We start from the raw sequence: 25,419 nt of genomic DNA on the forward strand, positions 1-25,419 counted from the left end.
GGACTCGCCGAGTAGGGTTTTCCGATCAGTCGATATCCAGATCGTCGAAATGCCGCAGCGGCTCCATGCACTGATGGAGCGGGCGGATAACGAATATGCCGTGCGCACGGGCGCGATAGAAAACTACGGTAACGGTGATCTTGGCGAAGTCTTCCAGCGCCCGGTTCAAAAGCCTATACCGTGGCGATGCTTCACCCGGTCGGCAATATCTCGCAGCGTTTCGTCGCTCTCGCCGCTGCGTTCTCCGGCTTCTACAGCCGCGCGAAGCGCACCATTCGCCTGCTCCCGGCGTGCGAACAAACGCAATGCGCAGCGCACGACTTCGCTTGTCGAGCCGTAGCGGCCCGAGTCGACCAGTTGGCCCACGAACTCATCCATCCGAGAACCGATGGTGATACGGATCGTCCTGACCATGTAACGACGCCGCTGTGTGATTTATTCACACAACATAGCAAAGCCGACCGACCCGGGAACGCTTGCTTATCCGCTTCAAGAAAACCGCGGAACGCCCGATCTATCGCACTTGGCTCAAGCCAATATGACCCAACCGTGGGAGGCGGCAAGCTTCAAGAAATCGTGTACATCAGATGTGACCTCGGCCCCGGCGAACGCCGCCGAGAGATCGTCACAGATCGCTTGCACGGAGCGCTGGCCGTCGCAGCGCTGCAGGATTTCCGCCGCACTTTCGTTGAGGGTGATCATGCCTTCCGGGTAGAGCAGCACGTGGCAGTCCTGGGCCGGTTCGAACTGCAGGCGGTGGCCGCGGGCGATGCACGGCACGGCGTCGGCGCTGATCGTTTCCGGCATGCTCATCGGCCGGGCTCCGGGCAGCTGTGGTACGGCGGCATATCTTCGACATAGGCCATCCACATGGCATCGAGCATGCTCCAGAGCACGTCGAGCTTGAACTGCAGAATCGATAGCGCCTGTTCCTGCTGTGCACGGGTGACGAAATGGTCGAGCGTGACGCGCAGGCCGTGTTCGACATCACGCCGGGCTTCGGACAGGCGCTTGCGGAAATAGCTCAGGCCGGCATCGTCGATCCAGGGGTAGTGATCGGGCCAGCCGGTCAGGCGCTGCTGGTGGATTTCCGGGGCGAACAGTTCGGTGAGCGAGGAACAGGCCGCTTCCTGCCAGGTGGCCCGCCGGGCGAAGTTCACGTACGCATCCACGGCGAAACGCACGCCGGGCAACAGGTCGGTAAGATTCTGTACGCGCTGACGATCCAGGCCCGTGGCTTCGGCCAGCATCAGCCAGGCTTCGATGCCGCCGGTTTCGCCCGGCGCACCGTCGTGGTCGATGATGCGCTGGACCCAGAGCTGGCGTGCGGCCGGGTCCGGGCAGTTGGCGAGCACGTTGGCATCCTTGATGGGGATACAGACCTGATAGTAGTAGCGGTTGAGCACCCAGCCGCGGATCTGATCCGGCGTGCAGCGGCCTTCGTGCATCATCCGGTGATAGGGATGATGAATGTGATAACGCGCGCCGAGTGCCCGCAGGCGGGCTTCGAACTCGTCGCGCGGCCAGGCTTCGCGCTCGTCAATCGCAACGCTCACAGTTTCAGTTCCATGCCGTCATGAGCCACTTCCACGCCCGCGTTTTCGACCGTGGCGCGCTCGGGCGAATCCGGATCGAGAATGGGATTGGTGTTGTTGATATGGATGAGCACCCGACGCTTGTCGGGGAAATTCGCCAGCCAGGCCAGCATGCCGTTCTCGCCGGACTGCGGTAGATGGCCCATGGCGGCCGCCGGCTTTTTGCCCACGCCCTGGTCGATCATCTCGGTTTCGGTAAAGAAGGTACCGTCGACGAGCAGGCAGTCGGATTCGCGGGCGACGGCGGCGATGGTGTCGTCCGGCGCGCCGAGGCCGGGGGCATAGAACAGCGTGCCGCCGGTGGCGTCGTCGGTGACCAGCAGGCCGATGTTGTCGCCCGGGTGCGGATCGCCTCGATGCGGCGAATAAGGCGGTGCGGCCGAGGACAGCTCGACTGCACGAAACGACAGCCCGGGCACGCCATCGATCGCAAAACGTTCAGCGGCGGTATCGATCTCGTGCCAGTCCACGCCGCAGTAATGCGAAAGCACGTTGAACAGCGGCAGGCCGGTGGTCAGGTCTTCGTAAACGGGACGTGTTGACCAGACGGGCAGCGTGTCGCCCTCGCGCAGAATGATCAGCCCGGTGGCGTGATCGATCTGGCTGTCCATGAGCAGCACCGCGCCGATGCCGGTGCCCCGCGTTTCCGGCGCCGGGCGAAGTGCTTCGAAATCGAGTATCTGCTGGCGCACGTCGGGCGAGGCGTTGACCAGCAGCCAGTGCTCATAGTCCGCGCTGACCGCGATCGACGACTGGGTGCGAGCCTCGGCACGGGTCGTGCCCTCGTGGAGCTGGCGGTTGAGCCCGACATTGGTGTTCCACTGCGGAAAGCCGCCACCGGCGGCCGATCCGAGTACGCGTACATACATGACGTCATCCTGGGACAGTTTCGACCGGGCGAATCAGGCAGGAGTCGTGCCAGCTGCAACCGGCGTGCTATACGTCCCTGAGAACGCAGCGCTCGCCCACTTCAGCGCCTGGCCGATGGCGCAATCGCGTGTTTTTTCATCTTGCGATAGAGCGTGTTGCGGCTGGTGGCGAGCTGGGCCGCAGTCCGCGACACATTCCAGCCGTTGTCTTCCAGCGCAGCCAGCAACGCCTCGCGCTCGGCGCTGGCGAGCGGGTTGTCCGACCGGCCGGCAACGGCTTCGTCCGCGTTGTCAGCCGCAGCCGCGCGCTCGCCTGCGTCGAGGATTTCCGCGGGCAGATCGCCCCGGCGCACGAGATCCTGCTCGCACAGCGCGAGCGCGGTGCGCATGACATTGCGCATCTGGCGGATATTGCCCGGCCAGTCGTAGCCAAGCAGCGCCGCCATGGCGTCTTCGGCGATTCGGATCGCTGCCGTGCCGTCGTGTTCGCTGGCGATGACCGAGCGCAGCAGCGCCGCGCGATCGGCACGTTCACGCACCGCCGGCAACGTGAGCGTGATCCCGTCGAGCCGGTAGTAGAGATCGGCGCGAAAATCACCGGTGGCCACCTTCGCGCCCAGGTCGGCATGGGTGGCCGAAATCACGTTCAGATCGAGCGCGATGGGCGTATCGCCGCCCAGCGGCACCACCTCGCGTTCTTCGAGCACGCGCAGCAAACGGGTTTGCAGGGCCAGCGGCATATCGCCGATTTCATCGAGAAACAGCGTGCCGCCCGAGGACTGCAGAATCTTGCCGCGCATGCCTTCGCGGCTGGCGCCGGTAAACGCGCCCGGCTTGTAACCGAACAGCTCGGCTTCGATCAGGCTTTCCGGGATCGCGGCACAATTGACGGCCACGAATGGCTGGGCGGCACGCGCGCTGGCCTCGTGGAGGGCACGCGCGAATACCTCCTTGCCGGTCCCGGTTTCGCCGCGCAGCATGATCGCGATCCGCCGGTCGACCACGCGTTCGGCACAGCGCACGTTTTCTGCCATGCGGCGATCGCCACCGGCGAGTTCCGCCAGTGTTGGTCGGCGGCTTCGAGCGCGTGCGGGGATCTGCAGACTGCGTGGCGCGCCCAAGGCCGGCGTGCGTGCCGGAGCGACCACGCGGGCATAGTAGCGGCGCCCGCGTGAGCGATCGTGCAGCGGCCAGACCGTCTGGCCGGATGCCGCGCCATCCAGCGCCTGTGAGTCGATATCGAAGAGTTGTTCGATCGCCTGACCGACGAGTCCAGCGCGTGTGTCCATCCCCAGTTGCAGCGCGGCGTTGTCGTCGGCGGCGACGATACAGCCCTGCTCGTCCAGGGCGATGAGCCCGTCGTGGATCAGGCCCACGAATTCGGGCCGGCCATGAAAACGCAGTATCCGCGATGCGCGATGGGCATTCACGAACAGCGTCTTCTCGATCAGCCGCGCCGACATGCTCACCAGCGCGACCGTATGCATCTGACCGGCGCGCGTGCCTTCGCATTGCACCGACGAGGCATCGAGCACGGCCAGCAGCTCGCCGCCCGCATCACGAATCGGCGCGGCCGAACAGCTCAGCCCCGAGTGGCGGACCGCGAAATGGTCGGCGCAGTGGATGACCACCGGTCGTTGTTCGACGATGCAGGTGCCGATGCCATTGGTGCCCTGGCGCCACTCGCTCCAGTTGGCGCCGTCCCACAGCCCGGCCGCGCGAAAATCCGAGCGTAGGGCCGATTCCATATGGTTGTACAGAATCACGCCCTGGGCATCGGTGAGCATGAGCGCATAGCCGGAACCGGCGATCTGGGCGGCGAGGTTGCCCATTTCGTGGCTGGCGATCGAGACCACCTCGCCGAGCTGATCGCGGTGGGCGCTCAACTGGCTACGCGAGACCACATCGAGTTCGATACGGGCCGGGTCGAGCCGGTAGTCGCGAATACAGCGGTTCCAAGATCCCGTGACGAGATCGGCCGAATCGCCATGCGCTATCGCCGCCGACGGATGCGTCGCCAGATCGACCATCGCTACTCCTCGCAGACACCGTGTCTTGCACACGCCGTCGAATTCATATCGCCCGCTTTTGGCTGCGGGTCTGACTCGGTTCTAGCAGGTTCGCCTGGCGCAGACAAGCCGCTGTCACGGGCCCGACACATCCTGCAACACCGCTGTACCGAAAACGTGACAGTCGCGGCGGCGCGGTGTGCCCAATGCCGCGCGCAAGTCGTTGATTCAGCGATAACCCGTGTATGGCCTGAATCTTGCGGTTGGGGCAGTGGTGTCGTCGTCTACCGCGACGAACGCAATCAAAACAAATGCGCCGCGCATGCCGCCGGCGCGATTAAATCAATGGAGGAGAAACCAATGTGTGCAGTCGCCGCATCCGAAGTCTCGCTTGAACCCAGCGTCCGGGAATTCATCGACAGTCCACGCAAGATGCTCATCGACGGCCAGTGGGTGGCCTGCGAGTCGGGCGAGACCTTCGATGTCTACAACCCGTCCAACGATCAGGTCATCGCCCAGGCGCAATCGGCCACCAAGGTGGATGTCGACAAGGCCGTGAAGGCCGCGCGCCGTGCCTTCGACGACGGCCCGTGGACGCGCATGGCACCCGCCGAACGCCAGCGTATCGTCTGGAAGATCGGCGATCTGATCATGGATTATCAGGAAGAGCTGGCCCAGCTCGAATCGCTGGACAACGGCAAGCCGATTTCCATCGCCCGTGCTGCCGACGTGCCGCTGGCTGCGGAGATGTTTCGCTACATGGCCGGCTGGGCGACCAAGCTCAACGGCGAAATGATTACCCCCACCGTGCCCTATGCGCCCGGTGCCGAATGGCATGCCTATACCCGGCGCGAACCGGTGGGCGTGTGCGGCCAGATCATCCCCTGGAACTTCCCGCTGCTCATGGCTGCCTGGAAACTCGCCCCGGCGCTGGCTACCGGCAATACCATCGTCATGAAGCTCGCCGAGGAAACCCCGCTGTCGGGGCTCAAGCTCGCCGAGATCATGCAGGAAGCCGGTGTGCCGGACGGCGTGGTCAACATCATCACCGGCTTCGGCGAAGAAGCCGGCGCACCGATCGCCGCCCATCCGATGGTCGACAAGATCGCCTTTACCGGCTCCACCGAAGTGGGCCGGCTGATCGTCGATGCCGCCAAGGGCAACCTCAAGAAGGTATCGCTGGAGCTGGGCGGCAAGTCGCCGAACATCGTGCTCGACGACGCCGATCTGGAAAAAGCCATTCCGGGTGCGGCCAACGCGATCTTCTTCAACCACGGCCAGTGCTGTGCCGCCGGTTCGCGGCTGTTCGTGCATGAAAAGGTCTACGACCAGGTGGTCGAAGGCGTGGCCGAATTCGCCCGCAACATCAAGCTCGGCCCGGGCCTCGACCCCGAAACCCAGATGGGCCCGCTGGTATCGCGTACCCAGTTCGACCGCGTGACCGGCTATCTGGAATCCGGCAAGAGCCAGGGCGCGAAAGCCGCAGCGGGCGGCGAACGCGGCGACGGCGATGGCTATTTCGTCAAGCCGACCGTGCTTACCGATGTATCCGACGATATGAAAGTCGTCCAGGAAGAGATCTTCGGGCCGGTGGTCACGGCGACGAAGTTCTCCGATTTCGACCGCGACCTGGTCAATCGGGCCAACGACACCGTGTTCGGCCTGGCCTCGGGTATCTGGAGTCAGGATATCGGCCGCGCGCACAAGCTGGCGTCCCGACTGCGGGCCGGCACCGTCTGGGTCAACTGCTACAACATCTTCGACGCGGCGTTGCCGTTCGGCGGTTACAAACAGTCCGGCTGGGGCCGCGAAATGGGCGCCCAGGTGCTCAACAACTACACCGAAACCAAGACCGTGACGGTGTCGTTGTAACCAGGCACACGGCCGCCGCGCCCCCTCGGCGGCTGTGCACCCGAAGCCGGCTGCGCCCCCTGCAGCCGGCTTTTCTTTTCAGGTTGATGTATGTATGAAACCCAGTTGTCCGCGCGCACCAAGCAGGTTGGCCGCAAATTAACGCGAATACACGCGAATAAGGCAGAAGACAAAACGCTCGGCGCTAAAGGGGCGCCAAAGCCAGCCCGCTGACGAAGCACGCTGTGTGTGCAGTTCCGTCATCGACCGTGAGATGGCTTCGTTCTTAAGACGAACCGCAGATTACACAGATGAAAAAGCGCGCCACCTGACAGCCAACGACCGTGATTGACCGTCTTCGATCTGCGTGATCTGCGTCGATCTGCGGACCTTTTCCCCTGGCCACTGTCACCCGAGCCAGGTAGGCAGTAGCCAGCACCGCGATCGCCCACTATGGCGAAATAAGAAAATCTGCGTAATCTGCGCAATCTGCGGATAAATGGCTTCCAGGTTATCTATGAAACGCAGCGTGCTTGTCTCGAGCAAGCAGGTTGGCGGCCAGCAAGAGCCCGACCGCTCGAAGGCCGAAGAGCTTGTGTCTACGCCGCAGGCCGAACGTTGCACATAATCAAGAGTTTTCTTTTGCCGCCGCCGGGTTGGCGCACCCGGAGCGGTATTCGATTACGCTATCGTAGAGCCCAATGCGTACTCGAATGCGTCAGGAGTTTGCCATGCCCAAGCAGCCAATCCGGGTTCTGCTCGTCGACGATCATGCCGTCGTACGCGCCGGCTATGCGCGTCTGCTCAAGCTGGCCGGCGATATCGAAGTGGCCGGCGAGGCCGACAGCGGCGAACGCGCCTATGCCCTGTGTCGCGAGGGTAAATTCGACGTGATCGTCATGGATCTGTCGCTGCCCGGCATGAGCGGGATCGAAACCACGCGGCGGATCTGCAGCCGCCACCCCGGCACACGCGTGCTGGTGTTTTCGGTGCACGAAGAAGCCATCTTCGTACGCCGCGCACTGGCCGCGGGGGCGACCGGCTATATCGGCAAACGCGCGGTCGCAGATGTACTGATCGAGGGCGTACGCGAGGTCGCACTGGGGCATCAATACCTCGACGCGAACCTCGTCGACGCCGAGCCGTCCGCGCAAGATCCGGCCAATCCGCTGGCCTGCCTGTCGTCGCGCGAGTTCGAAATCTTCCGGCTGCTGGCCTCGGGCGCGAGCGTGAACGACATTGCCGAAGAACTGTTCGTCAGCCCCAAGACCGTGGCCAACCATGCTTCGCGCCTGCGCGCGAAACTCGGCGTCGGCGGCACGGCCGACCTGACCCGACTGGCGATACGCACTGGTGTCGTCGCACTCTAGCGCCCACCAAAGCGCAGGCGAGGCCCGCGCGGCGCGTACACGTCTGCGCCTACGTCAGCGGCTGATGATCGCGGTCACGCTGCTACTGGCCCTGGTACTCGGTGCGGCTGCCTGGCTTGCGATACACAACGCCCGCGATGCCATTGCCGAAGAAATGCAGGCCAGCGTGACCCTCGCGGCCGATCTGGTCGAAAACAGTATTCGCAGTGACGGCGAAGCCCTGGCCGCGGCACGCCGGCTGGCCGGCATCGGCCATCTGCGCCATTTGTGCCTGTCGCTGGTCGCACGCGACAACCGTTCGGCACCACCCTGCGAGCCGGTAGCGAACGCCAGCGCGCCGCGCTGGTTTGCGGCGTTGACGCGCCCTGCCACATTGCCCGAGCGGCGGCTCGCGGTCGCGCCCGACTACGCCGTGCGCATCCTGGCCGACCCGGACGACGAAATTACCGAGGCCTGGCAGGACACACGCGGCCTGCTGGCGCTGCTCATCGTGTTCTACCTGGCCACGATCGCCGTGGTCTATCGCCTGTTCGGACGCGCACTGGTCCCGGTACGGCGTATCGATGCCGCGCTCGCACGTATCGAACATGGCGACTACGCGATCCGTCTACCGCGCTTTGCCCTGCCCGAATTCGACGGCATCGCCGCCCAGTTCAATCACATGGCCGCCACCCTCGATGCCGCGCAGAAGGAAAACCGGCGCCTGCGCGAACACTCCCTGCGTATTCAGGAAGACGAACGCCACCGAATCGCACGCGAACTGCACGACGAACTCGGTCAGAGCCTGACCGCGATTCGCGCGGATGCGGCCGGCATTCTCGCCCGCGGCGACAAACTGCCCGCGGGCGTGGCCGAATCCGCCGAGGTCATCTCCCAGGTCGCCGGGCGCATCTATGACCAGACGCGTCTGATGATGCGTCGCCTGCGCCCGCCGGGGCTCGACGAACTGGGCCTGGATGCAGCCCTCGAAGACCACATCGCCAACCGCCAGCGCAGTCATCCCGGCGTCGCACTCTCCTACAACGGCGACGAACAGCTGGCCGGCATCGCCACGCCGATTGCCATCCACATTTTTCGTCTGATCCAGGAGGCGCTCACCAATGCCCTGCGCCACGGCGCGCCTACCCGGATCGATATCGACCTCGCGCTCAGCGGCCATACCGTGCACGTGGACATACGCGACGACGGCCACGGGTTCGATGTCAACGGCTATCGCCCCGGGCTGGGGCTGTCCGGCATGGCCGAACGTATCGATCTGCTCGGCGGTCATCTGCATATCGACAGCCGCTGCGGCCACGGCACCCATATCCACGCCGAAATCCCGCGCTCGCACAGCTGATACGCCGTCTGTGGCTTCTTTCCTCGAACAAGAAAGATTGTCCGCGAATGAACGCCAATAAACGCGAATGGATGACGGTTCGCGTGGGCGGCCGTTCACGACTGCGGGCTTCGTTGCGCGGTAGCCATCTATAAATTTCAGCGTACGGCCTGAAGCGGTGCACATGCCGCGGGGCTTGCCTGCCTTCATTCGCGTTTCTTCGCGTTCATTTGCGGACAAGATGCTTGTCTCGGTCCGGCTCGCGGCGCCGCGCCGCCGCGTAAACAGGACGTCGCCTTCAAGAAAGAAAACGGTCCGCGAATGCACGCCAATGAACGCGAATGGAAGACGGTTTGCGTGGCCGGTCATTCCCGAATACGGGCTTCGTTACATCTGAATTGTTCATAAATTTCAGCGTACGGCTTGGAGTACTGAATACATCCCCCACACCGGCCTGCCTTCATTCGCGTTTATTCGCGTTCATTTGCGGACTAGATATTTGCTGGACCCGGCTCGTGGCTTCGCGTTCAGTCGCGGCCAGGACGCCTGCCTGAACACGGCTGGCTGAGTGGTCGGCATCATCAATAAGTCGGAGCCATCCCGTGCCCGACCAAAATTGGGAAGATTTCCCATTGAGCGCCGGACACCGCCGGGCAAGACTCGAACAAGAAAAAAAGAACAAACGGGGGAGTCATGGATTATCGACAAGGGCTGGGCCTGACGCTGGGCACGGCATGTCTGCTGGCCGGGCAAGCCACACCCGCGCAGACACTCGAACTGCGCGGCATCGACGTCATCGGCGCCACACCGTTCGCCGGCAGCGAAGTCGATGCCGAGCGCTATCCGGCCAACGTGCAACATGCGGACAGCCAGGAAATCGAGCGCGCCGAGACGCTCAATCTCAACCAGTACCTGCAACAGGAGCTGGGGAGCGTCCACGTCAACGACGCCACCAACAACCCGTTTCAGCCGGATTTGAACTATCGCGGCTATACCGCCTCGCCGCTGCTCGGCCTGCCGCAGGGGCTGTCGATCTATCAGGACGGCGTGCGTATCAACGAGCCCTTTGGCGATACCGTCAACTGGGATCTGATTCCGCAGGTGGCTATCGATTCCATCGATCTCATCCCGGGCGCCAATCCGTTGTTCGGCCAGAACACCCTCGGTGGGGCGCTGTCGGTGAAAACGAAGACCGGCTTTACCTACGAAGGCGCCGAGGCCGAAGTCTTCGGCGGCGACTTTGGCCGCTTCGGCGGCCATGTACAGGCCGGTGGCAACAACGGCACCGAGGCCTGGTATTTCGCTGCTCAGGGCATGTCCGAGAACGGCTGGCGCGATTTTTCCGATTCCGACGTGGCCCAGCTGTTTACCCAGTTTTCCACGCTCACCGACCACAGCACGCTGGATTTCTCGATCACCGCGGCCGACAACAGCCTGCGCGGCAACGGCGCCATCCCGGCCGAACTCGCCGAGGCAGAGGGCCGCGATGCCGTATTCACCTATCCGGACGAAACCAAGCCCGAAATGGTGATGTTCAACCTGCGCGGCACACGCGACTACAGCGACGATTTCACCCTCGCCTGGGGCGCCTATTATCGGCGCAACGAAATCGATACCTTCAACGGCGACGGCTCCGAATTCGAAGACTGCGAAGACGCGGCCAACGGCGGGCTGTTGTGCGAAGAAGCCGAAGACGGCGGCGACGAGGAAGTGGTCGTCGATGCCGACGGCAACCCCGTGCTGGCCAGCGATGCGGTGATCGGCGGCACCGAAAACAGCTCGCGCACCAAGGAAAACGGCTTCGGGCTGAACCTGCAGGGCCGCCAGAACGGCGTGCTCGGCGGCGAGCTGATCGTGGGCACCAGCCTCGACTATGCCAGCAGCGATTTCTACCAGCAGACCGAACTGGCCAGCCTTACCGAGGACCGCGGCACGGTGGGCAGCGGCATTCTCTCCGGCGAATCGCTGACCGGCGTGTCGGCGCACAACAGCACCGCCAGCCTGTTCTTTCTGCAACGCGTGCCGATTACCGACGCACTCGAAGGCACGCTTGCCGGGCGTTACAACCGCACCGCTATCTCCCTGCACGACACCTCCCCCGAGGTGGAAGGCGGCGACGATGACGACGACACCAGCCTGTCCGGCGATCACGAATTCAAGCGTCTGAATCTGGCCGGCGGGCTGACCTGGCAGATCAACGACGCACTCACGAGCTTCGCAAGCGTATCGCAGTCCTCGCGTGCGCCCACCCCGGTGGAACTCACCTGTGCTAACCCGGACGCGCCCTGTCGTCTGCCCAACGGCTTCGTCGACGACCCGCCGCTCGAGCAGGTGGTGACCACCAGCTATGAACTGGGCCTGCGCGGTGGCGGTAACGATCTGCAGTGGCATGCCTCGGTATTTCGATCCGACAATCAGGACGACATCCTGTTCATTGCCGCCGAAAGCCGTTTTGAAGGCTATTTCGACAACGTCGGCGAAACCCGGCGTCAGGGCATCGAACTGGGCCTGGACTGGGCCTTTGCCGAACGCTGGCGGCTATCAGCGAACTACACCTATCTCAACGCCGAGTTCCGCGATTCGTTCACTACCAATTCGCCCAACCACCCGATGGCCGACGAAAACGCCGCCCCCGGCGAAGACCCGACCCAGCAGGTCGAACCCGGCGATCGTATTCCGCTCATTCCGGAACATCTGTTCAACGTCGGTATCGACTGGGCACCCACCAGCCGCCTGCGCGTGGGCATGGATGTGATCGGCAATGGCGATCAGATCTATCGCGGCGACGAGTCCAACACCGACAGCGAAAAGATCGACGGCTATGCCATCGTCAACGCCAATGCCGCGTTCCAGCTCACCGACCGAATCACCACATTCGTGCGGGTGAACAACGTGCTGGATTCCGACTACGAGACATTCGGCCTCTACGGCGAAGCCGACGAAGTACTCGAAGGCGATCGCTACGACGACGCCACGCGTTTCATCGGCCCCGGCGCACCGCGGGGCATCTGGGGCGGCGTGCGTATCGAACTCTGAGCGCCAATCAACCCGAACTCGACCGATCTCCTCCGGCAGGCGGTCTGTCGGCACCGACGTTATCCGAGGTGCCGGCGGGCTGCCTGTTTTTTATAACGCACCGACGCTTGCCCCGCTTTTCTTTTTCAATGGCTTAGCGGTGGCTAGCTACGATGCGCGTGCCTGCGCCGACGCGGGCCCAACCGCCTGCCCATTTATTGCCATACCGGGTCAATAAGCAGGCTTACAGCCGGCCTGATGGCCGTTATGCGCAGCCCGCGACCCGCATACCCGCGCGTACTCAATCCGATACGACCCGGTTTGATAATGCCACGTTCACAATTGCGAATCATTATCATTTGTATTACGTTAACACGATAAGCGTTGTCGACGATCGGCGCGCCGGGGGATGGCGTGGTACGCAGCAATGACTGGGCCTATCCGGCAAGTGCCGGTTCACACGCAACATCTGGCTACATCAATGAAAAAGGGAAACGATGATCCATTCAGGGGGAATTGGTCGGCCGCGTCGGTGTGCCGGCTGGCTGGGCAGCACGGCCATGCTAGTGGTGTTGAGCTATAGCGTACTCACGGGGCACAACGCGTACGCCCAATCCACAACGGCAAGTCCGGATGACGCGGTGCTGCTGCTCGACGCCGACGACGAACTCGACGAGATCACGGTCACCTCCGCTTCGGCCTCGGGCTACGCGGTCGATCCGCAGAACGCGCCGGCCAGTATTTCGGTCGTCGATGGCCAGGCGCTGGAGGACAAGTCGTATCGCGATATCCAGCAGGCGCTCCAGGACGTGCCCGGCGTATATCTCGACGAAGGCCCCACCGGCAAGGGCGGCACCGGCGAAATCTCGCTTCGCGGGCTGGACCCGAAATACACCCTGCTACTGGTCGACGGCGTGCCCCAGGGCTCGCGCCAGGCGCATTACAACGGCTATGGCTCGGGCGCGGAGTACAGCTGGCTGCCGCCGGTATCGGCGATCGAGCGTATCGAAGTCATTCGCGGGCCGATGTCCACGATCTACGGCTCGGACGCACCTGGCGGTGTGGTCAATGTGATCACCAAACCGGTCGCCGACGAATGGAGCGGTACCATCACCGCCGACACCCTCGTCCAGGAAGACTCGAAATCCGGCAATCGCCAACAGGGCGATTTCAGCGTCAGCGGGCCGTTGATCGACGACACGCTCTCGCTACGCCTTAACGGCAATATCCTGCAGCGCGAGGAAGATGCGATCGAAAACGGCTATGCCGGCTATCTTCGCCGCAATCTCGATGCCGGGCTGGATTGGGCCATCGACGCGCGCCAGCGGCTGAGCCTGGAAGCCGGCACCGGCCGCCAGGATACCGATGCCAACGCCGAGCTTACCGGCGCTGATCGCGAGCTGCGTACCGAACGCGAACGCCAGACCCTGCGCCACAGCATCGCGTGGACCGACCGCATCACCACCCGCAGCTATATCCAGCACACCGAGCTCGAACAGAACGATTCGAGCTATCAGTCCACCTACGAACGCATCACGGCCAACACCCAGACCGTCGTGCCGCTGGACCGGCAACTGCTCACGGTCGGCACGCAGTACCGCAAGCAGCGCAGCGAAAACCCCGACCGCGGCCTGGGCGCTTCCGACCTCGAACGCTATGAAATCGCGCCGTTCATCGAACACGAATGGTTTATCACCGACACCTTCGCGCTGACTACGGGTCTGCGCTATGTCTACGACGAAAACTATGGCGACGAGCTGGTGCCGCGCCTCTACGGTGTGTACAGCCTCACCCCGCAGCTCACGCTCAAGGGCGGCGTGAGCGAAGGCTATCGCACCCCGATCTCAAGGAAGGCGATTCCAGCTGGATCGAAGGCGGCGGCGGGCCGCGCTGCCCGGGCTGTCGCGATGTCGGCAACTCCGATCTGGAACCGGAAAAGAGCACGACCTACGAAGCCAGCCTTTACTGGCAATCCGAACAGGGCGGACTCGCCTCGAGCCTGACGGTGTTTCATACCGACTTCGAAAACAAGATCCAGAAACCCATCGTCTGCGATACCCGCGCGGGCGATGCGGCCTGCCCGTTCGCCGGTGAGGATTACACCGCGCTTTATCAGTACAGCAATGTCGACAAGGCCAAGATCGACGGCGTGGAATTCACCCTGGAAACACCGATCACCCAGACGCTGAGCGCCTCGTCCAGCTACACCTATACGAAAAGCGAACAGGAAACCGGCACCAATGCCGGCCTGCCGTTGAGCGACCAGCCCAAACACCGGGCTACCCTCGGCCTGGATTGGGACGTTACCGTGGCCACCCGGCTATGGTCCCAGGCCCGCTATAAAAGCCATACCGAACAGGTCGCCAGCCGCCGCGGGCTGAGCATCAGTTACCCGAGCTATACGCTCGTCGATGCCGGCATCCGCCATCGGCTCACCGATGAGCTGGATGTCTACGGCGGCATCTACAACCTGCTCGACAAGCAGATCGCCCCGGAAAACTACGGCCGCCTGCTCGACGGTCGGCGCTTCAACCTGGGCGCGCGGTTGTCGTTCTAGAAACGGCCGCGAACCGGCTGCGCCCACGGCCGGCGATGACAGGCGATGGCTCGAAATGCGACACCCGGCCAGTGGGATCGGGTGTCGCGGCACGCGCCCCGCTCGGCGTCTGTCCGTACCGCCGACCTATACACGACATCGGGTTACTACGAATCAACCTTGCTTAGCGTGCCCTGAGCGACCGCAACAAGCCGCTCCTGGCCATCTGCGACTACATACACCTCGGCCTGACATACGGCCTGGCGTTTGCCTGACGCCAAGACGCTTGCCCGGGCAACAAGCTGTTCGCCGATGGCGGGCCGCACGTAATTGATCTTGTATTCGGACGTCACCACATCGGTTAATACCGATCCGCCCACGAAGGCGAGACTGTTATCGGCGAGATAACTGATTACGCCGCCATGGACAAACCCGTGCTGCTGCTTCAGCGCATCGCGGATGTGCAGAATCAGTTCCGCTTCGCCGGGCTCGAACCTTGTCAGTTCTGCGCCAAGCAACACACTGAAGGGCTGCTGCGCCAGTATGCGTCGACCGTAGTCGAACAGCTCGGTCATGGTCATCCTCCGGGTCGATTTATGGACTGTCCCGGCCTGCGTGAATTCGGCCGACACGGCTCACTTGCGAGTGCGACCGGATTTGGGCTGCGACAGCCACATCGTGATATCGGCATGCAGCACGACCTGGTCGTCGCGGTCGTGCACATCGACACCCACCACGTAATCGCCCTCGGCTGCCGGCGCCTCGGGCGGATAGGCTCGCGCGACCAGATCGGTCTTGGCGATCGCGCGATATTCGACGGTCATGCCCTTGGGAATCCAGCGATAGGCGGGCGTGACCGTGGCATCGGTCATCAGCCCGCCGGCGAGTTCCGCCATATTGCACATCGCGATGGCGTGTACCGACCCGATATGATTGGTCACCGCTCGTCGCTTGCGGATACCGACTTCGCAGCGTCCAGCTTCAAGTACATGCACTCGAGGCTTGATCGACGCGAAATAGGGCGCCTGCCAACACACCAGGCGCGTGAACAACCAATGGCCACCGGGCCGGTTTTCGAGCCGTTGCCATAACTTCAGAACCCTGGACTGACTGGCCATTACCTGTGCCTCGCGGTTGCGCCGTGATTACGAATGCCACGACAACTAGAATATAGTTCTAGAATATTATTCTAATATGCCCAAGACAAGTCCCCAGTCCCGCTCAGACGCGCCCCGATCGAGCCGCGACAAACTGCTCGCCAGCGCGATCGCCTGTTTCGACGAAAACGGCCTGAGCGGCATGACCATCGAACAGATCCGCCGCCGCGCGAACAGCAGTATCGGTTCGCTCTACCACCATTTCGGCAATCGCGACGGATTGATCGCTGCGCTGTTTCTGCAGCTGCTCGACGAACAGATGGCCTGGTCGCAGCCCGCACTCGAACAGGCCGCCACGCCATATGACGTCGTGGATGCGCTTATTCGCGGCTATCTGGACTGGGTCGGCCATCACCCGCGCGAAGCGCGGTTCATGTACGCCGCGCGCAGCGAGGTCGCCGCCGGCGCGAACGCTGCCGCGCTCAAGGAAAAGAACAAACAACGCTTCGGCCACCTGATGGGCCTGCTCAAGGCCGGCGTTGAGTCCGGCGAGGTCCGCTCGCTGCCGCGCGAGACCTATGCCTCGCTTCTCGTGGGCGCGAGCGAAAATTATTGTCGGGCCTGGCTTGCCGGCCGCGTGGGCGGCGAACCGGTCACGCATGCCAGCGTCTTCGTCGATGCGGCCTGGCGTTCGATCAGCGTATCGCCAGCGGATTGATCACCGGCGCCATAACCATCCGCGAATACAGGCAAACGCTTGATTATGCGAACCGTGGCGCATGCGGCGTGAACATCAGCCAGCCGGCCTTCGCGCGACCTGTCTTTCGCCTTGGTGGCGTGTCTTCGCGTTCATTGGCGGACAATCTGCTTGCTTGCGCACAGCCGACTGCGTTGCGTACCGGCCGCGCACCCATAAAAAATCAAGATTATTCCCCGAAAACACTCCATTTTCGTTCTGCGGGACCGATAATAGAGCGTCGCTCGTATGCCCTACCCCTGAGAACCCGATCGATGAACAGCAACGACGCCCGAGCCCTGGCCAACAAACGGCTCGTCAATATCCATGAATACGACAGCGCACTCGTGCTCAATGGCGTGATCTGCCTGGGCCTGAGTATCGCCACGCTGCACGCCGAGCCGGCAAGCGGCGTGCTGTTTGGCACAATTGCCGTGCTGTCGTTCGCAGCCCGACACCGTCTCCGGCGCTTCGCGCAACGTCTAACGCACGACCTGGCCAGCCTCGCCGACCCGGATGGCCATACGGCACTGTTTGCGCGCTGTCGCACGAGCGTCTGGCGTATCGTCACAGCACGCGGTTAATCACGCGCCTGCGGCCGCCGACCGCGCTTGGCTTTTTCCGGCGCGGCGGCTGGCGTGCCGGTATGCATTGACGTGCGTATCGGGCGAACGCGCGCTCGGCCTGGCTTTTTCGGTCTATCGGTGCTCGGTCAGTAGACGCGCATGATCTCGCCGTTGTCCACACCGAGTACGCTTTTCTTGTAGGCAAGCGCGACACGCTCACCCGGCACCGTCGTGAAACCGGGAAAGAATTCGCCGTATTTGGCTTCGGATTCGTGTAACAGGCCGGGGCTGACCGCGTTGAGACGTTGGCCCGATGTCAGACCGGCGGCCGCCGAGCGTACGAATGCCGTTACGCCGCCGTTGGCCATGGCCGCCGACGTGCCGTGACGGATCGGCTGATCCATCATGATGCCGGCTGTCAGCATAAAGCTGGCGCCCGTATTGAGATAGTATTGACCGATCAACACCAGGTTGACCTGCCCCAGCAGTTTGCTTGCCACGGCGGTGGCATTACGCTGCGGCGTCAACGCGTCGATGGTATGAAATTCGGCGCCGCCGGCCGTACAGATCACCCCGTCGAGCGGGCCGACCGACTCATAGAACGCCGTGATCGAGTCCGGCTGCGTGATATCCACGGCGTAATCGGCATCGTTGCGCCCGCCGCTGATGATATCCGCATGACCGCTCAACGCCGCGCGTACGCAGCCGCCGATCGTGCCGTTCGCACCAATAATTGCAATTCGCATAACCGTTCTCGCGATAGGAATTCGGCGCGAAGCATGTCACGCGTGCTAACGCGAATCATCGGGCAAACCGCGTGCGTGGTTTTCATATCGCGCGCGCCAGGCGGCCGGCGGCATACCCACTTCACGACGAAAGAAGTTCGTGAACGACGCGGTATTGTCGTAGCCCAGCCGCGCTGCGATCTCGGCAACCCCGATATCCGGCGACTGCAGCGCCTGCATCGCCCAATTACGCCGAGCATGCGAACGTATCGTTCGTGGCGGCGCACCAAAGCGCTCGAAAAAACGCCGCCGGAACTGACTCGGGGACAGATGCGCGCGGGCGGCCAGATCGGCGATCGATATCCGTTCCGAAGGCACCGTCAACCGGGCATAGGCCTGAGCCAGGCTATCGCCGGTGGCCGCAAACACCTCCGGCGCCAGTGCCGCGAGCAACCCGAGGCTATGACGCTGAGCCGCGGCAGACGACAGGCCATCGTTTATCAAGCCCGCGCGGAGAAAGTCGCAGAACGCTTGCGCCTGTCCATCCAGGCGCACGTGACGAACATCGCCGGCCACGCCATGCCCGGGCCCAAGCTCGCCGAAATTGATATTGACGACCAGCATGCGACCGGCGACCCGTGTCGCACGATGACGCGCCCATGCCGGTACCCATAGCGCCTCACCGGGGGCGATGGTATAGGCACAGGTTTCGACCACGATGGTCATGGACGCTTCGAACGGCAGTAGCAGCTGCCCGTAGTCGTGACGCTCGAAACCTCGCTGTAGCGGACAGCGAAGCGCACTGATCGTCGGAACCGCGCGAGCCTGACTAGTCATGTGCGCAGTTTAACAACGCGCCGGGCGTACCATTCGTCTCACCCCTTGCGGCGGACCAGCCCGCGCTGCGGGTCGTAGCCCCAGACCGCGAGCGCGAAGAACACCACCAGCGTACCGGCGACCACGGCCAGCGAGACGCCGTTGATCTGGCCGTACATCGCGAAACGCACCAGTTCCACGCCGTGCGTGAACGGGTTGATACGCGATAGCTGGTAGATGACGGTGGCGCCGGATTCTTCCAGCTTCCACAGCGGATACAAGGCCGGCGAGAGAAAGAACATCGGAAATATCACGAAGTTCATGGTGCCGGCGAAGTTCTCCAGCTGCTTGATATAGACCGACAGCAACAGCCCCAGCGCGCCGAGCATCAGGCCGGTCAGGATCAAGGCGGGCAGCACCGTCAACAGGCCCGGCCACCAGGGCAGATCGACGCCGAACAGCGCACAGACGACAAGAAACGCATACGCCTGCAGCACGGAGAGAAACGTGCCCGCGAGCAGCTTGCAGGCCAGCAGTACCGAGCGTGGCAACGGCGCGGTCAGCAGCAACCGCATGAGCCCCATCTCGCGGTCGTAGACCATGGCCAGCGACGATTGCATGCCGTTGAACAGCAGCACCATGCCCAGCAGGCCCGGCACGACATACACCTGGTATTCGATATAGCTGTCGTAGGGCGGCAATACGGATATGCCGAACACGTTCTTGAAACCGGCCGCGAAGATCAGCAGCCACAGGCTCGGGCGCACGACCGCCGAGGCCAGCCGCCCCCGCTGATGCAGAAACTTGACGGTTTCGCGCGAGGAAACCGCGGTCAATGCTTGCAGCACATGGCTCAATCGCGGCATGACAATCCTGTCGCTCCAACCGGGAAGATGCTAAAGCCGGCACAAAGCAATTCGACCGCGAATGAACGCGAATAAAGGCCAATAAGACGATAACGGGCCGCTATCGGACGCGACCGGCGGCCGATGCCATGCACCGCCTGCGCAGGCTCAAGTCCGCCGCTCACCTCGTCGTGTTGCTGGCGTTGACGTGGCGTCACCGCCCAACAACGCTTTTGTCTTGCCTGTGCCTTCATCATTTGCGTTTATTCGCGTTCATTTGCGGACGTTTCGTTTTCAAATCAATTTCCCGCGAGCTTGCAGGCACTTTCACGCGGGTCGAAGCCGAGCGTGTCCAGATAATTGTCCGGGTGCAGAAAGCCGTCCAGCGGCGCACGGGCGACCACCCAGTTGCCGCTGCCCAGCAACATGGGCTGACGCAGTTGGCCGTCCCAGCCGCGAAAACCCATGCGATAACCCTTGAAGCCGTCGAGATTGATCTCGTCGCCGCGTATATAGGCCGCCAGAGTGTCGTAGTCGGTGCTTTCGCTGCGCTGGATGGCTTCGACAACGGCTTTCACCGCCACCCAGGCAGCCCAGTCGTAGGCGGTCATATGCCGGTCGGCCTTCTTCTCCAACCGGTGGTTGAGCTGACGCGCACCGTGGCGCGTCCAGGCCCAGTGCCAGGCCTGGGGCACGAGTCCACCGCTGCCGACCACCGGTCGTGGTTTCTGAATGGCGAAATTGGCATTCCGGGCGAACTCGCCCTGGGTGTCGGCGATATAGACCGCGTCGTAGTCGATACCGGAGGTGAGCAGTTTGGGATTGTTCTTGTCGCGCTGGCGCGGGTCGTTGCCGAGCACGAAATCGCGCGTGCCAACGATATTCAGACCGAACCGCTTGGCAGAGCGTCGAAAGGATTTCGCCAGTACCTTGTCCGCGCGTTCCGGGCCGACCAGCACGAGCACATCGCGCCACTGGCGCGATACCAGATACTGAGCCAGCGCATCGTTGCGCATGGCATCCGACGGAATCGTATGCAGCAGGCTGGCCTGGCAGTGCGCCCCGCGCAGGCGGTCGTCGTGGGCGGCGACGTTAAAAAACGTCAGTTCGTCGTCGGCAAACTCTTCGGCCACCCGCGAAACCGTGCCGGCCGGCAGATCGAGCAGAATGAAGCGCGTACCCGCATCGCGCATGTCACGCACCGTATCCAGCACCGCACGCGTGTTGGATACCAGCTGTTCGTTCAGGCCGAACTTCACCCCGGCGGCGATACCGGGAAAACGCGCCTCGTCGATGGCCACCCGCGCGCCGTCGATCGGCCGCCCCCAGGGCTCGCCCTGATATTCGCGTTCGATACGGGCTTCGGAATAGCGGGGATCGTCGTTCCAACCGATATAGCCGATATCGAACGCTTCGAGATTTTGCTGGGCCACGGCCAGGCCGGGCAGCGCCAGCACCCCACCTGCAGTAATCAGGCATAGCAGCACGACGCGCCACAACGGCGCGCATCTCGACTGGTGTCTGACGCGCGACATGATCACTCGACCACCGTATCGACCACCACGCTATGCGGTACGCGCCCGGCACTGATCGAGCGCAGGGTCTTGCGCTTGTCGATATCGACGATCGACATATCATCCGACAGGCCATTGGTCACATACAGCTGTTTGCCGTCGCGGCTCTGGGCGATGCCCCAGGCGCGATCGCCGACCAGCACGTAATCCTCGACGGCATGGGTTTTCGTATTCACAAAGGCCACATGATTGGCGCGCCCGAGCGTGACGAAGGCATGTGCGCCGTCGTCGGACAGCCGTATGCCCACCGGTGTCACGTCTTCCGGGCGAAAGCCCTGCGGCTTGAATTCGATGGTGTCGCTGACCTGGTTGCTGCGGGTATCGATCAGCGATACCGAGCCGGACAGTTCGTTGGTCACCCACAGCGTGTTGCCGTCCGCCGACAGGGCGAAACGACGCGGGCGGTTGCCGACCACGATATTGGCCTCGATCTCATGGCTGTCGAGATTCACCCGATGCACCATGTTCGCCACTTCCGAGGTCACATAGGCGGTCTTGCCATCGGGGGTGACAAGCACGCCTTCCGGCTCCTGGCCCACGTCGATCTGGGCGACGGCTTTCTTGGCAGCGATGTCGTAGATGGTGAACTGGGCATCGTCTTCGTTGGAGATATACAGCCGCTTGCCGTCCGGGCCGATGGCAAAGATCTCCGGATCGTCGATATCGGTGAGCCGGTCGGTGACCTTGCCTTCCGCGATATCGATCACGTCGATGGAATCGTCGTCGCCACAGGCCACGTACAGCTTTTTATGGTCGGGCGAAAACGCCAGCCAGCGCGGGCGCTCGGACACGGCGATGGTGTCGATCTTGTCGAGGCTTTTGCCGTCGAAAACGCTCACTACATCGTCGTCTTCGCTGGAGACATAGACATTGCCTGTGCCGGCTGCCCACAGCATCGGGCTGGCGGTGAAGAGCACGGCGGCCAATGCCAGGCGGACCTGCTTGTATGGATCGAAACGCATTAGACGGTCTCCTCTTTTTTCTGGGGCGCCTCGCCGGTGAGCTCGAGAAAAGCCTGGCCCAGCGAGGTGGTATCGGTTTGCTCGCACAAAGCGCGCGGGGTATCCACGGCGATGCGCTGGCCCTTGTGCAGGACGATGACGCGGTGCGCGCGCTCGGCCTCGTCGACCAGATGGGTCGCCCAGAGCACGCCCATGCCACGCTCGGCACAGAGTTTGTGGACATAATCGACCAGCAGTTCGCGCGAGCCGGGGTCCAGGCCCACCGTGGGTTCGTCCATGAGCAATAGCGCCGGCTCGTGCAACAGCGCCCGGGCGAGTTCGATCTTGCGCCGGTTACCACCGGACAGCGCCCGGGCAGCATCGTTGGCGCGTTCGGCCTGGCCGATACGTGCCAGTTCTTCGTCGATACGGGCCTTTGCCCTGGCGCCCATGCCGTGCAGGCGAGCATGGAATTTCAGATTGGCCACCACACTCAGATCAAGATCGAGCGTGGGCTGCTGAAAGACCACACCGAGCTTGGCCAGCGCGGCGCGCGCATCGCGGCGCATGTCGTGACCGGCGACCTCGATGGCCCCGGCATCGGGCACGAAAAGCCCGGTCAGCAGTTGAAACAGCGTGCTCTTGCCGGCGCCGTTCGGCCCCAGCAGGACCACGAACTCACCCGGCTCGACCGCCAGCGATACTGCATCGAGCGCCTTGAGCGTGCCGTAGGATTTGCTCACGGTATCGACCTTGAGGGCGGGCTCGTTCATGGCTGATCCTCGGCGTCGGTGGCGGCAGCGTGGCTATCGAGTATGCCCGACAAAAGCTGCGGGAACCGGGCCAGCAGGGCCTGCTGGGCCTGGGCGACTTCCGCGCTTTCCAGATCCTTGCCGCGTGCCCCGGCGACCGGATGATCGAGCAGCACACGGGCGGGCGTGCCGCCGAAAAACAGCACGCGATCGGCCAGCGCCAGTGCTTCGCGCAGATCGTGGGTCACGAACAGCACCAGCGGGCGCTGGCGTTCGCACAGCGCCAGCAGCGCACGCCGCAGGCGATTGCCGGTAGGCATATCCAGCGATACGAACGGCTCGTCCATGAGCAGCAACCGCGGCTCGACCACGAACGCACGCGCGAGCGCCACACGCCGCTGCATGCCGCCGGATAGCTGATTGGGCCAGGCATGCATGGCAGCTCCCAGCCCTACTTCGTCGAGCAAGCGCGCGGCCTGCGAGCGATAGCCCGGCTCGTGGGCCAGCCGATCGGCCTCGGCAAGCTTTACGTTATCCAGCGCGCTCAGCCACGGCATCAGCCGCGGCTCCTGAAACATCATGCCCATATGCGCGGGCGATTCGCCACGCGCGCATAACGGTGCGCCATCCCAGCGGATATCGCCCCGGTAGTCGCTATCCAGCCCGGCGACCAGCGACAACAACGTACTCTTGCCGGCGCCGGACGGCCCGACCAGGGCGATGAATTCGCCCGGCGCGGCTTCGATACGACATGCCCCCAGCACGGCCGTGTCGGCGAAGCGCTTCTCGCGAATATCGATCTGCAGGCCGCTCATGTGCGCCACCGCGTGAGCCGTTTTTCCAGCGGGCGCATCACCAGGGCTTCGACCAGCAGCACGACCGCCGCGAACGCCAGCGTATAGGCCAGGATGCTGCTGATATCGAAGAACTGGTAATACACATGCAATTGAAAACCCACGCCGTTGCTGCGCCCGAGCAGTTCCACCACGAGCACGATCTTCCAGATCAGCGCCAGGCCGCTGCGGGCCGCGCCCATGAGATAGGGATAGAGCTGCGGCAGAAACACCTGGCGCAGCGTCACCCAGCGGGGCACGCGATAGGCCTGGGCGACGGCGAGCAGTTTCGGGTCCACCGCCCTTGCGCCCTCGCGCACCATGACGATCACGGTCGGAATCTTGTTGAGCGCGACAGCGAGCACGGCCGCCACATCGTTGAGGCCGAACCAGACATAGCAAAGGATGATGGTCACCAGGGCCGGAATATTGAGCCCCAGCACCAGGGCGCCATCGAGCACCAGATCGAGCTTGCGGTAGCGGCCCATGACAATGCCCACCGCCGTACCGATGGCCATCGCCAGCAAAAACGACGCCGCCACGCGCGCCAGGGTGATTGCCAGATGATAGGGCAGCTCGCCGGAAAGCGTATGTGCGATCAGCGCCGCCAACACCGCCAACGGGCCGGGCAGCACATCGCTGTGTACGACCAGGGCCGCGATCTGCCAGATCAGCGCCAGGCCGAGCAGCGATGCCGCACGCACCAGTGCCGTCATGGCAGGCGATATCCATCCCAGAACACATCGGGTGAAAGCTGTTTGACGCCACCGGTGAGCTGGCCATCGCTTTCCGCGGCCAGCACATCGAACAGCTGGCCGGCCGCGGCGATCTCGGGCGCGCCGTAGCGCTCGATGATGCCGGCGCGATAACCATCACGAATGGCCGCGAACACGGCCTCGCTTTCCGGCTTGATCATGTCCTCGAGCGGCGCCCAGGCGTCGTCGGATTCGGCCAGCAGGCGCTTGGCATCCTGGCTGGCAGCGAAAAAATGCTGCAGTTCGACGCGATGCTGATCGGCCCAGTCTTCGGCAAAGACCCAGCCCAGCAATGGCGGCACCGTATCGATGCCCAGGCCGGCGAGCATTTGCCGAACACTGACCAGCTCGCGCATGCCCAGTGCCGACAGGCGTGCGTTGTAATGCCAGAAGTTGATCGCCGCCGGCAGCGCGCCATCGAGCATCAGACGGTTGATCATGGGGGGCGCGGCAAAGGTGGGCTCGACCACGCGCTCCAGATCCAGCCCGCGCGTTTTCTGGGCATAGGCACGCAGCAGCAGCCAGGTCTTGTCTACCGGCCCGCCGGCGATACCGAGCTTGCGCCCTGTCAGATCGGCCAGATCTTTCACGCCCGATGCGGGATTGACCATGACCGCGCCCACCGCGCGTGAATAGGGCACGAACTGATAGTCGCGGTCGGCGCCGCGCTGGCGGGCCGCCCAGAGCCAGTCGGAAACGATCATGTCGACACGGCCACCCTGCAAGGCCACCGCCAACGCATTCTCGGAAGCCAGTGGCACCACCTCGATGGCCACGTCGTGCTTTTCGGCCAAGCCATGGCGCGCGATGGTGTCCAGCTCCCAGCTCACGGTGCCGAACTTGAGCACGCCGATACGCAACGGGTCGTCGGCATTATCCGGCGTATCGGCCGAACAGCCGGCCAGCCACGCCACGAGCACGATCAGCCCGGCTAGCCACAGGCCTGTTGCGACACGCGCGCTTGCTGTCATGCCATCTCCTGCCGGCAGGCCGGGCCAAACCGGCACTGCCATCGCCAAACGCCGACGTCGTGTACGCCGGCCGTGTTATGAGTGATCCCGGCACGTTCGCATGCGCGCCGTGGTTATATGCTTGTTTGACCATCTAAATTGCCCGCTAACAGTCGTTGCGTGCAAGCCCGCGAATAGTCGAACACGGCCACGCGCGAGCCGCGGCGTGGCGCTTGCCGGGCGGCGACGGTGGGCGTAGTTTCAAG

General features: G+C 63.3%; 26 protein-coding genes. 8 read left to right on the top strand and 18 right to left on the bottom strand.

Annotated elements, in window-relative coordinates:
* Window positions 1-25: 25 nt before the first annotated feature.
* The 6 genes from T5B8_RS11780 to T5B8_RS11805 form a co-directional block, all read right to left on the bottom strand.
* On the bottom strand, window positions 26-169 hold the full coding sequence (locus T5B8_RS11780) for a hypothetical protein (RefSeq protein ID WP_353178970.1): 144 nt from the start codon (window positions 167-169) through the stop codon (window positions 26-28).
* A complete protein-coding gene (locus tag T5B8_RS11785) occupies window positions 166-414 on the bottom strand; it encodes a type II toxin-antitoxin system ParD family antitoxin (protein ID WP_353178972.1) in 249 nt (82 codons plus the stop codon). Before T5B8_RS11785 ends, T5B8_RS11780 begins: the two co-directional genes overlap by 4 nt.
* 114 nt (window positions 415-528) lie before the next feature.
* Window positions 529-813: a pyrroloquinoline quinone biosynthesis peptide chaperone PqqD gene (gene pqqD, locus T5B8_RS11790; RefSeq protein WP_353178974.1), complete on the bottom strand. Its 285-nt coding sequence runs from the start codon at window positions 811-813 to the stop codon at window positions 529-531.
* Complete coding sequence (gene pqqC / locus T5B8_RS11795; protein WP_353178975.1) at window positions 810-1,556, bottom strand: pyrroloquinoline-quinone synthase PqqC; 747 nt, start codon at window positions 1,554-1,556, stop codon at window positions 810-812. Before pqqC ends, pqqD begins: the two co-directional genes overlap by 4 nt.
* Window positions 1,553-2,464, bottom strand: coding sequence for a pyrroloquinoline quinone biosynthesis protein PqqB (gene pqqB / locus T5B8_RS11800; RefSeq protein WP_353178976.1), 912 nt, complete (start codon window positions 2,462-2,464; stop codon window positions 1,553-1,555). Before pqqB ends, pqqC begins: the two co-directional genes overlap by 4 nt.
* Before the next feature lie 101 nt (window positions 2,465-2,565).
* Window positions 2,566-4,494, bottom strand: coding sequence for a sigma-54-dependent Fis family transcriptional regulator (locus T5B8_RS11805; RefSeq protein WP_353178978.1), 1,929 nt, complete (start codon window positions 4,492-4,494; stop codon window positions 2,566-2,568).
* A gap of 339 nt (window positions 4,495-4,833) precedes the next feature.
* Here T5B8_RS11805 and T5B8_RS11810 point away from each other — a divergent pair, with 339 nt between their 5' ends.
* From T5B8_RS11810 to T5B8_RS11835, 6 genes are all read left to right on the top strand, one after another.
* Window positions 4,834-6,345, top strand: coding sequence for an aldehyde dehydrogenase family protein (locus tag T5B8_RS11810; RefSeq protein ID WP_353178980.1), 1,512 nt, complete (start codon window positions 4,834-4,836; stop codon window positions 6,343-6,345).
* Between the two features lie 710 nt (window positions 6,346-7,055).
* Window positions 7,056-7,694, top strand: coding sequence for a response regulator (locus T5B8_RS11815; RefSeq protein WP_353178982.1), 639 nt, complete (start codon window positions 7,056-7,058; stop codon window positions 7,692-7,694).
* Window positions 7,678-9,033: a histidine kinase gene (locus T5B8_RS11820; protein ID WP_353178984.1), complete on the top strand. Its 1,356-nt coding sequence runs from the start codon at window positions 7,678-7,680 to the stop codon at window positions 9,031-9,033. Before T5B8_RS11815 ends, T5B8_RS11820 begins: the two co-directional genes overlap by 17 nt.
* A gap of 672 nt (window positions 9,034-9,705) precedes the next feature.
* Window positions 9,706-12,048 carry a TonB-dependent receptor gene (locus T5B8_RS11825; RefSeq protein WP_353178985.1) on the top strand — a complete coding sequence of 781 codons (2,343 nt, stop codon included), beginning with the start codon at window positions 9,706-9,708 and terminating at the stop codon, window positions 12,046-12,048.
* Between the two features lie 476 nt (window positions 12,049-12,524).
* Entirely contained in the window at window positions 12,525-14,030 is a 1,506-nt protein-coding gene (locus T5B8_RS11830; RefSeq protein ID WP_353178987.1) for a TonB-dependent receptor domain-containing protein, read from the top strand.
* The gene (locus T5B8_RS11835; RefSeq protein WP_353179169.1) at window positions 13,952-14,584 is read left to right on the top strand and encodes a TonB-dependent receptor domain-containing protein; all 633 of its coding nucleotides are present in this window, start codon (window positions 13,952-13,954) and stop codon (window positions 14,582-14,584) included. Before T5B8_RS11830 ends, T5B8_RS11835 begins: the two co-directional genes overlap by 79 nt.
* A gap of 146 nt (window positions 14,585-14,730) precedes the next feature.
* Here T5B8_RS11835 and T5B8_RS11840 read toward each other — a convergent pair whose 3' ends face one another.
* Complete coding sequence (locus T5B8_RS11840; RefSeq protein WP_353178989.1) at window positions 14,731-15,138, bottom strand: PaaI family thioesterase; 408 nt, start codon at window positions 15,136-15,138, stop codon at window positions 14,731-14,733.
* A 60-nt stretch (window positions 15,139-15,198) separates the two neighbouring features.
* On the bottom strand, window positions 15,199-15,681 hold the full coding sequence (locus T5B8_RS11845; protein WP_353178990.1) for a hotdog fold domain-containing protein: 483 nt from the start codon (window positions 15,679-15,681) through the stop codon (window positions 15,199-15,201).
* A 76-nt stretch (window positions 15,682-15,757) separates the two neighbouring features.
* Between T5B8_RS11845 and T5B8_RS11850 the strand changes: the two genes are divergently transcribed.
* Window positions 15,758-16,378 (top strand): TetR/AcrR family transcriptional regulator, encoded by a 621-nt coding sequence (locus T5B8_RS11850; RefSeq protein ID WP_353178992.1) that lies wholly within the window; start codon window positions 15,758-15,760, stop codon window positions 16,376-16,378.
* A 293-nt stretch (window positions 16,379-16,671) separates the two neighbouring features.
* Window positions 16,672-16,980 (top strand): hypothetical protein, encoded by a 309-nt coding sequence (locus T5B8_RS11855; RefSeq protein ID WP_353178994.1) that lies wholly within the window; start codon window positions 16,672-16,674, stop codon window positions 16,978-16,980.
* A gap of 128 nt (window positions 16,981-17,108) precedes the next feature.
* On the opposite strand, the gene T5B8_RS11860 is transcribed toward T5B8_RS11855, so the two are convergent.
* From T5B8_RS11860 to T5B8_RS11905, 10 genes are read right to left on the bottom strand one after another with little or no spacing between them, the layout of a single operon-like run.
* Window positions 17,109-17,708, bottom strand: a complete 600-nt coding sequence (locus T5B8_RS11860; protein ID WP_353178996.1) for a short chain dehydrogenase — start codon at window positions 17,706-17,708, stop codon at window positions 17,109-17,111.
* A gap of 45 nt (window positions 17,709-17,753) precedes the next feature.
* Window positions 17,754-18,524 (bottom strand): helix-turn-helix domain-containing protein, encoded by a 771-nt coding sequence (locus tag T5B8_RS11865; RefSeq protein WP_353178998.1) that lies wholly within the window; start codon window positions 18,522-18,524, stop codon window positions 17,754-17,756.
* Between the two features lie 38 nt (window positions 18,525-18,562).
* Window positions 18,563-19,369, bottom strand: coding sequence for a lanthanide ABC transporter permease protein PedC (locus T5B8_RS11870; RefSeq protein ID WP_353179000.1), 807 nt, complete (start codon window positions 19,367-19,369; stop codon window positions 18,563-18,565).
* The gene (locus tag T5B8_RS11875; protein WP_353179002.1) at window positions 19,357-19,605 is read right to left on the bottom strand and encodes a hypothetical protein; all 249 of its coding nucleotides are present in this window, start codon (window positions 19,603-19,605) and stop codon (window positions 19,357-19,359) included. The genes T5B8_RS11870 and T5B8_RS11875 overlap by 13 nt, the downstream gene beginning before the upstream one ends.
* A 42-nt stretch (window positions 19,606-19,647) precedes the next feature.
* Window positions 19,648-20,883, bottom strand: a complete 1,236-nt coding sequence (locus tag T5B8_RS11880) for a lanthanide ABC transporter ABC transporter substrate-binding protein PedA1 (protein ID WP_353179004.1) — start codon at window positions 20,881-20,883, stop codon at window positions 19,648-19,650.
* 2 nt (window positions 20,884-20,885) lie between these two features.
* Window positions 20,886-21,884, bottom strand: coding sequence for a PQQ-dependent catabolism-associated beta-propeller protein (locus T5B8_RS11885; protein WP_353179005.1), 999 nt, complete (start codon window positions 21,882-21,884; stop codon window positions 20,886-20,888).
* Window positions 21,884-22,636 (bottom strand): lanthanide ABC transporter ATP-binding protein PedB/LutE, encoded by a 753-nt coding sequence (locus T5B8_RS11890; RefSeq protein WP_353179007.1) that lies wholly within the window; start codon window positions 22,634-22,636, stop codon window positions 21,884-21,886. The genes T5B8_RS11885 and T5B8_RS11890 overlap by 1 nt, the downstream gene beginning before the upstream one ends.
* The gene (locus T5B8_RS11895) at window positions 22,633-23,430 is read right to left on the bottom strand and encodes an ABC transporter ATP-binding protein (protein ID WP_353179009.1); all 798 of its coding nucleotides are present in this window, start codon (window positions 23,428-23,430) and stop codon (window positions 22,633-22,635) included. Before T5B8_RS11895 ends, T5B8_RS11890 begins: the two co-directional genes overlap by 4 nt.
* Complete coding sequence (locus T5B8_RS11900) at window positions 23,427-24,164, bottom strand: ABC transporter permease (RefSeq protein WP_353179011.1); 738 nt, start codon at window positions 24,162-24,164, stop codon at window positions 23,427-23,429. Before T5B8_RS11900 ends, T5B8_RS11895 begins: the two co-directional genes overlap by 4 nt.
* Entirely contained in the window at window positions 24,161-25,174 is a 1,014-nt protein-coding gene (locus tag T5B8_RS11905; RefSeq protein ID WP_353179013.1) for an ABC transporter substrate-binding protein, read from the bottom strand. The genes T5B8_RS11900 and T5B8_RS11905 overlap by 4 nt, the downstream gene beginning before the upstream one ends.
* Window positions 25,175-25,419: the final 245 nt, after the last annotated feature.

Source organism: Salinisphaera sp. T5B8 (assembly GCF_040361255.1).
In the GTDB taxonomy this organism is placed as follows: Bacteria; Pseudomonadota; Gammaproteobacteria; order Nevskiales; family Salinisphaeraceae; genus Salinisphaera.

Coding starts and splice junctions, on each gene's coding strand:
- pqqD (WP_353178974.1), bottom strand. CDS start 813: ATGAGCATGCCGGAAACGATCAGCGCCGACGCCGTGCCGTGCATCGCC.
- T5B8_RS11880 (WP_353179004.1), bottom strand. CDS start 20,883: ATGTCGCGCGTCAGACACCAGTCGAGATGCGCGCCGTTGTGGCGCGTC.
- T5B8_RS11865 (WP_353178998.1), bottom strand. CDS start 18,524: ATGACTAGTCAGGCTCGCGCGGTTCCGACGATCAGTGCGCTTCGCTGT.
- T5B8_RS11870 (WP_353179000.1), bottom strand. CDS start 19,369: ATGCCGCGATTGAGCCATGTGCTGCAAGCATTGACCGCGGTTTCCTCG.
- T5B8_RS11905 (WP_353179013.1), bottom strand. CDS start 25,174: ATGACAGCAAGCGCGCGTGTCGCAACAGGCCTGTGGCTAGCCGGGCTG.
- T5B8_RS11850 (WP_353178992.1), top strand. CDS start 15,758: ATGCCCAAGACAAGTCCCCAGTCCCGCTCAGACGCGCCCCGATCGAGC.
- T5B8_RS11830 (WP_353178987.1), top strand. CDS start 12,525: ATGATCCATTCAGGGGGAATTGGTCGGCCGCGTCGGTGTGCCGGCTGG.
- T5B8_RS11885 (WP_353179005.1), bottom strand. CDS start 21,884: ATGCGTTTCGATCCATACAAGCAGGTCCGCCTGGCATTGGCCGCCGTG.
- T5B8_RS11785 (WP_353178972.1), bottom strand. CDS start 414: ATGGTCAGGACGATCCGTATCACCATCGGTTCTCGGATGGATGAGTTC.
- T5B8_RS11815 (WP_353178982.1), top strand. CDS start 7,056: ATGCCCAAGCAGCCAATCCGGGTTCTGCTCGTCGACGATCATGCCGTC.
- T5B8_RS11890 (WP_353179007.1), bottom strand. CDS start 22,636: ATGAACGAGCCCGCCCTCAAGGTCGATACCGTGAGCAAATCCTACGGC.
- T5B8_RS11845 (WP_353178990.1), bottom strand. CDS start 15,681: ATGGCCAGTCAGTCCAGGGTTCTGAAGTTATGGCAACGGCTCGAAAAC.
- T5B8_RS11860 (WP_353178996.1), bottom strand. CDS start 17,708: ATGCGAATTGCAATTATTGGTGCGAACGGCACGATCGGCGGCTGCGTA.
- T5B8_RS11875 (WP_353179002.1), bottom strand. CDS start 19,605: ATGATGAAGGCACAGGCAAGACAAAAGCGTTGTTGGGCGGTGACGCCA.
- T5B8_RS11825 (WP_353178985.1), top strand. CDS start 9,706: ATGGATTATCGACAAGGGCTGGGCCTGACGCTGGGCACGGCATGTCTG.
- T5B8_RS11810 (WP_353178980.1), top strand. CDS start 4,834: ATGTGTGCAGTCGCCGCATCCGAAGTCTCGCTTGAACCCAGCGTCCGG.
- T5B8_RS11840 (WP_353178989.1), bottom strand. CDS start 15,138: ATGACCGAGCTGTTCGACTACGGTCGACGCATACTGGCGCAGCAGCCC.
- T5B8_RS11900 (WP_353179011.1), bottom strand. CDS start 24,164: ATGACGGCACTGGTGCGTGCGGCATCGCTGCTCGGCCTGGCGCTGATC.
- pqqB (WP_353178976.1), bottom strand. CDS start 2,464: ATGTATGTACGCGTACTCGGATCGGCCGCCGGTGGCGGCTTTCCGCAG.
- T5B8_RS11805 (WP_353178978.1), bottom strand. CDS start 4,494: ATGGTCGATCTGGCGACGCATCCGTCGGCGGCGATAGCGCATGGCGAT.
- T5B8_RS11855 (WP_353178994.1), top strand. CDS start 16,672: ATGAACAGCAACGACGCCCGAGCCCTGGCCAACAAACGGCTCGTCAAT.
- T5B8_RS11895 (WP_353179009.1), bottom strand. CDS start 23,430: ATGAGCGGCCTGCAGATCGATATTCGCGAGAAGCGCTTCGCCGACACG.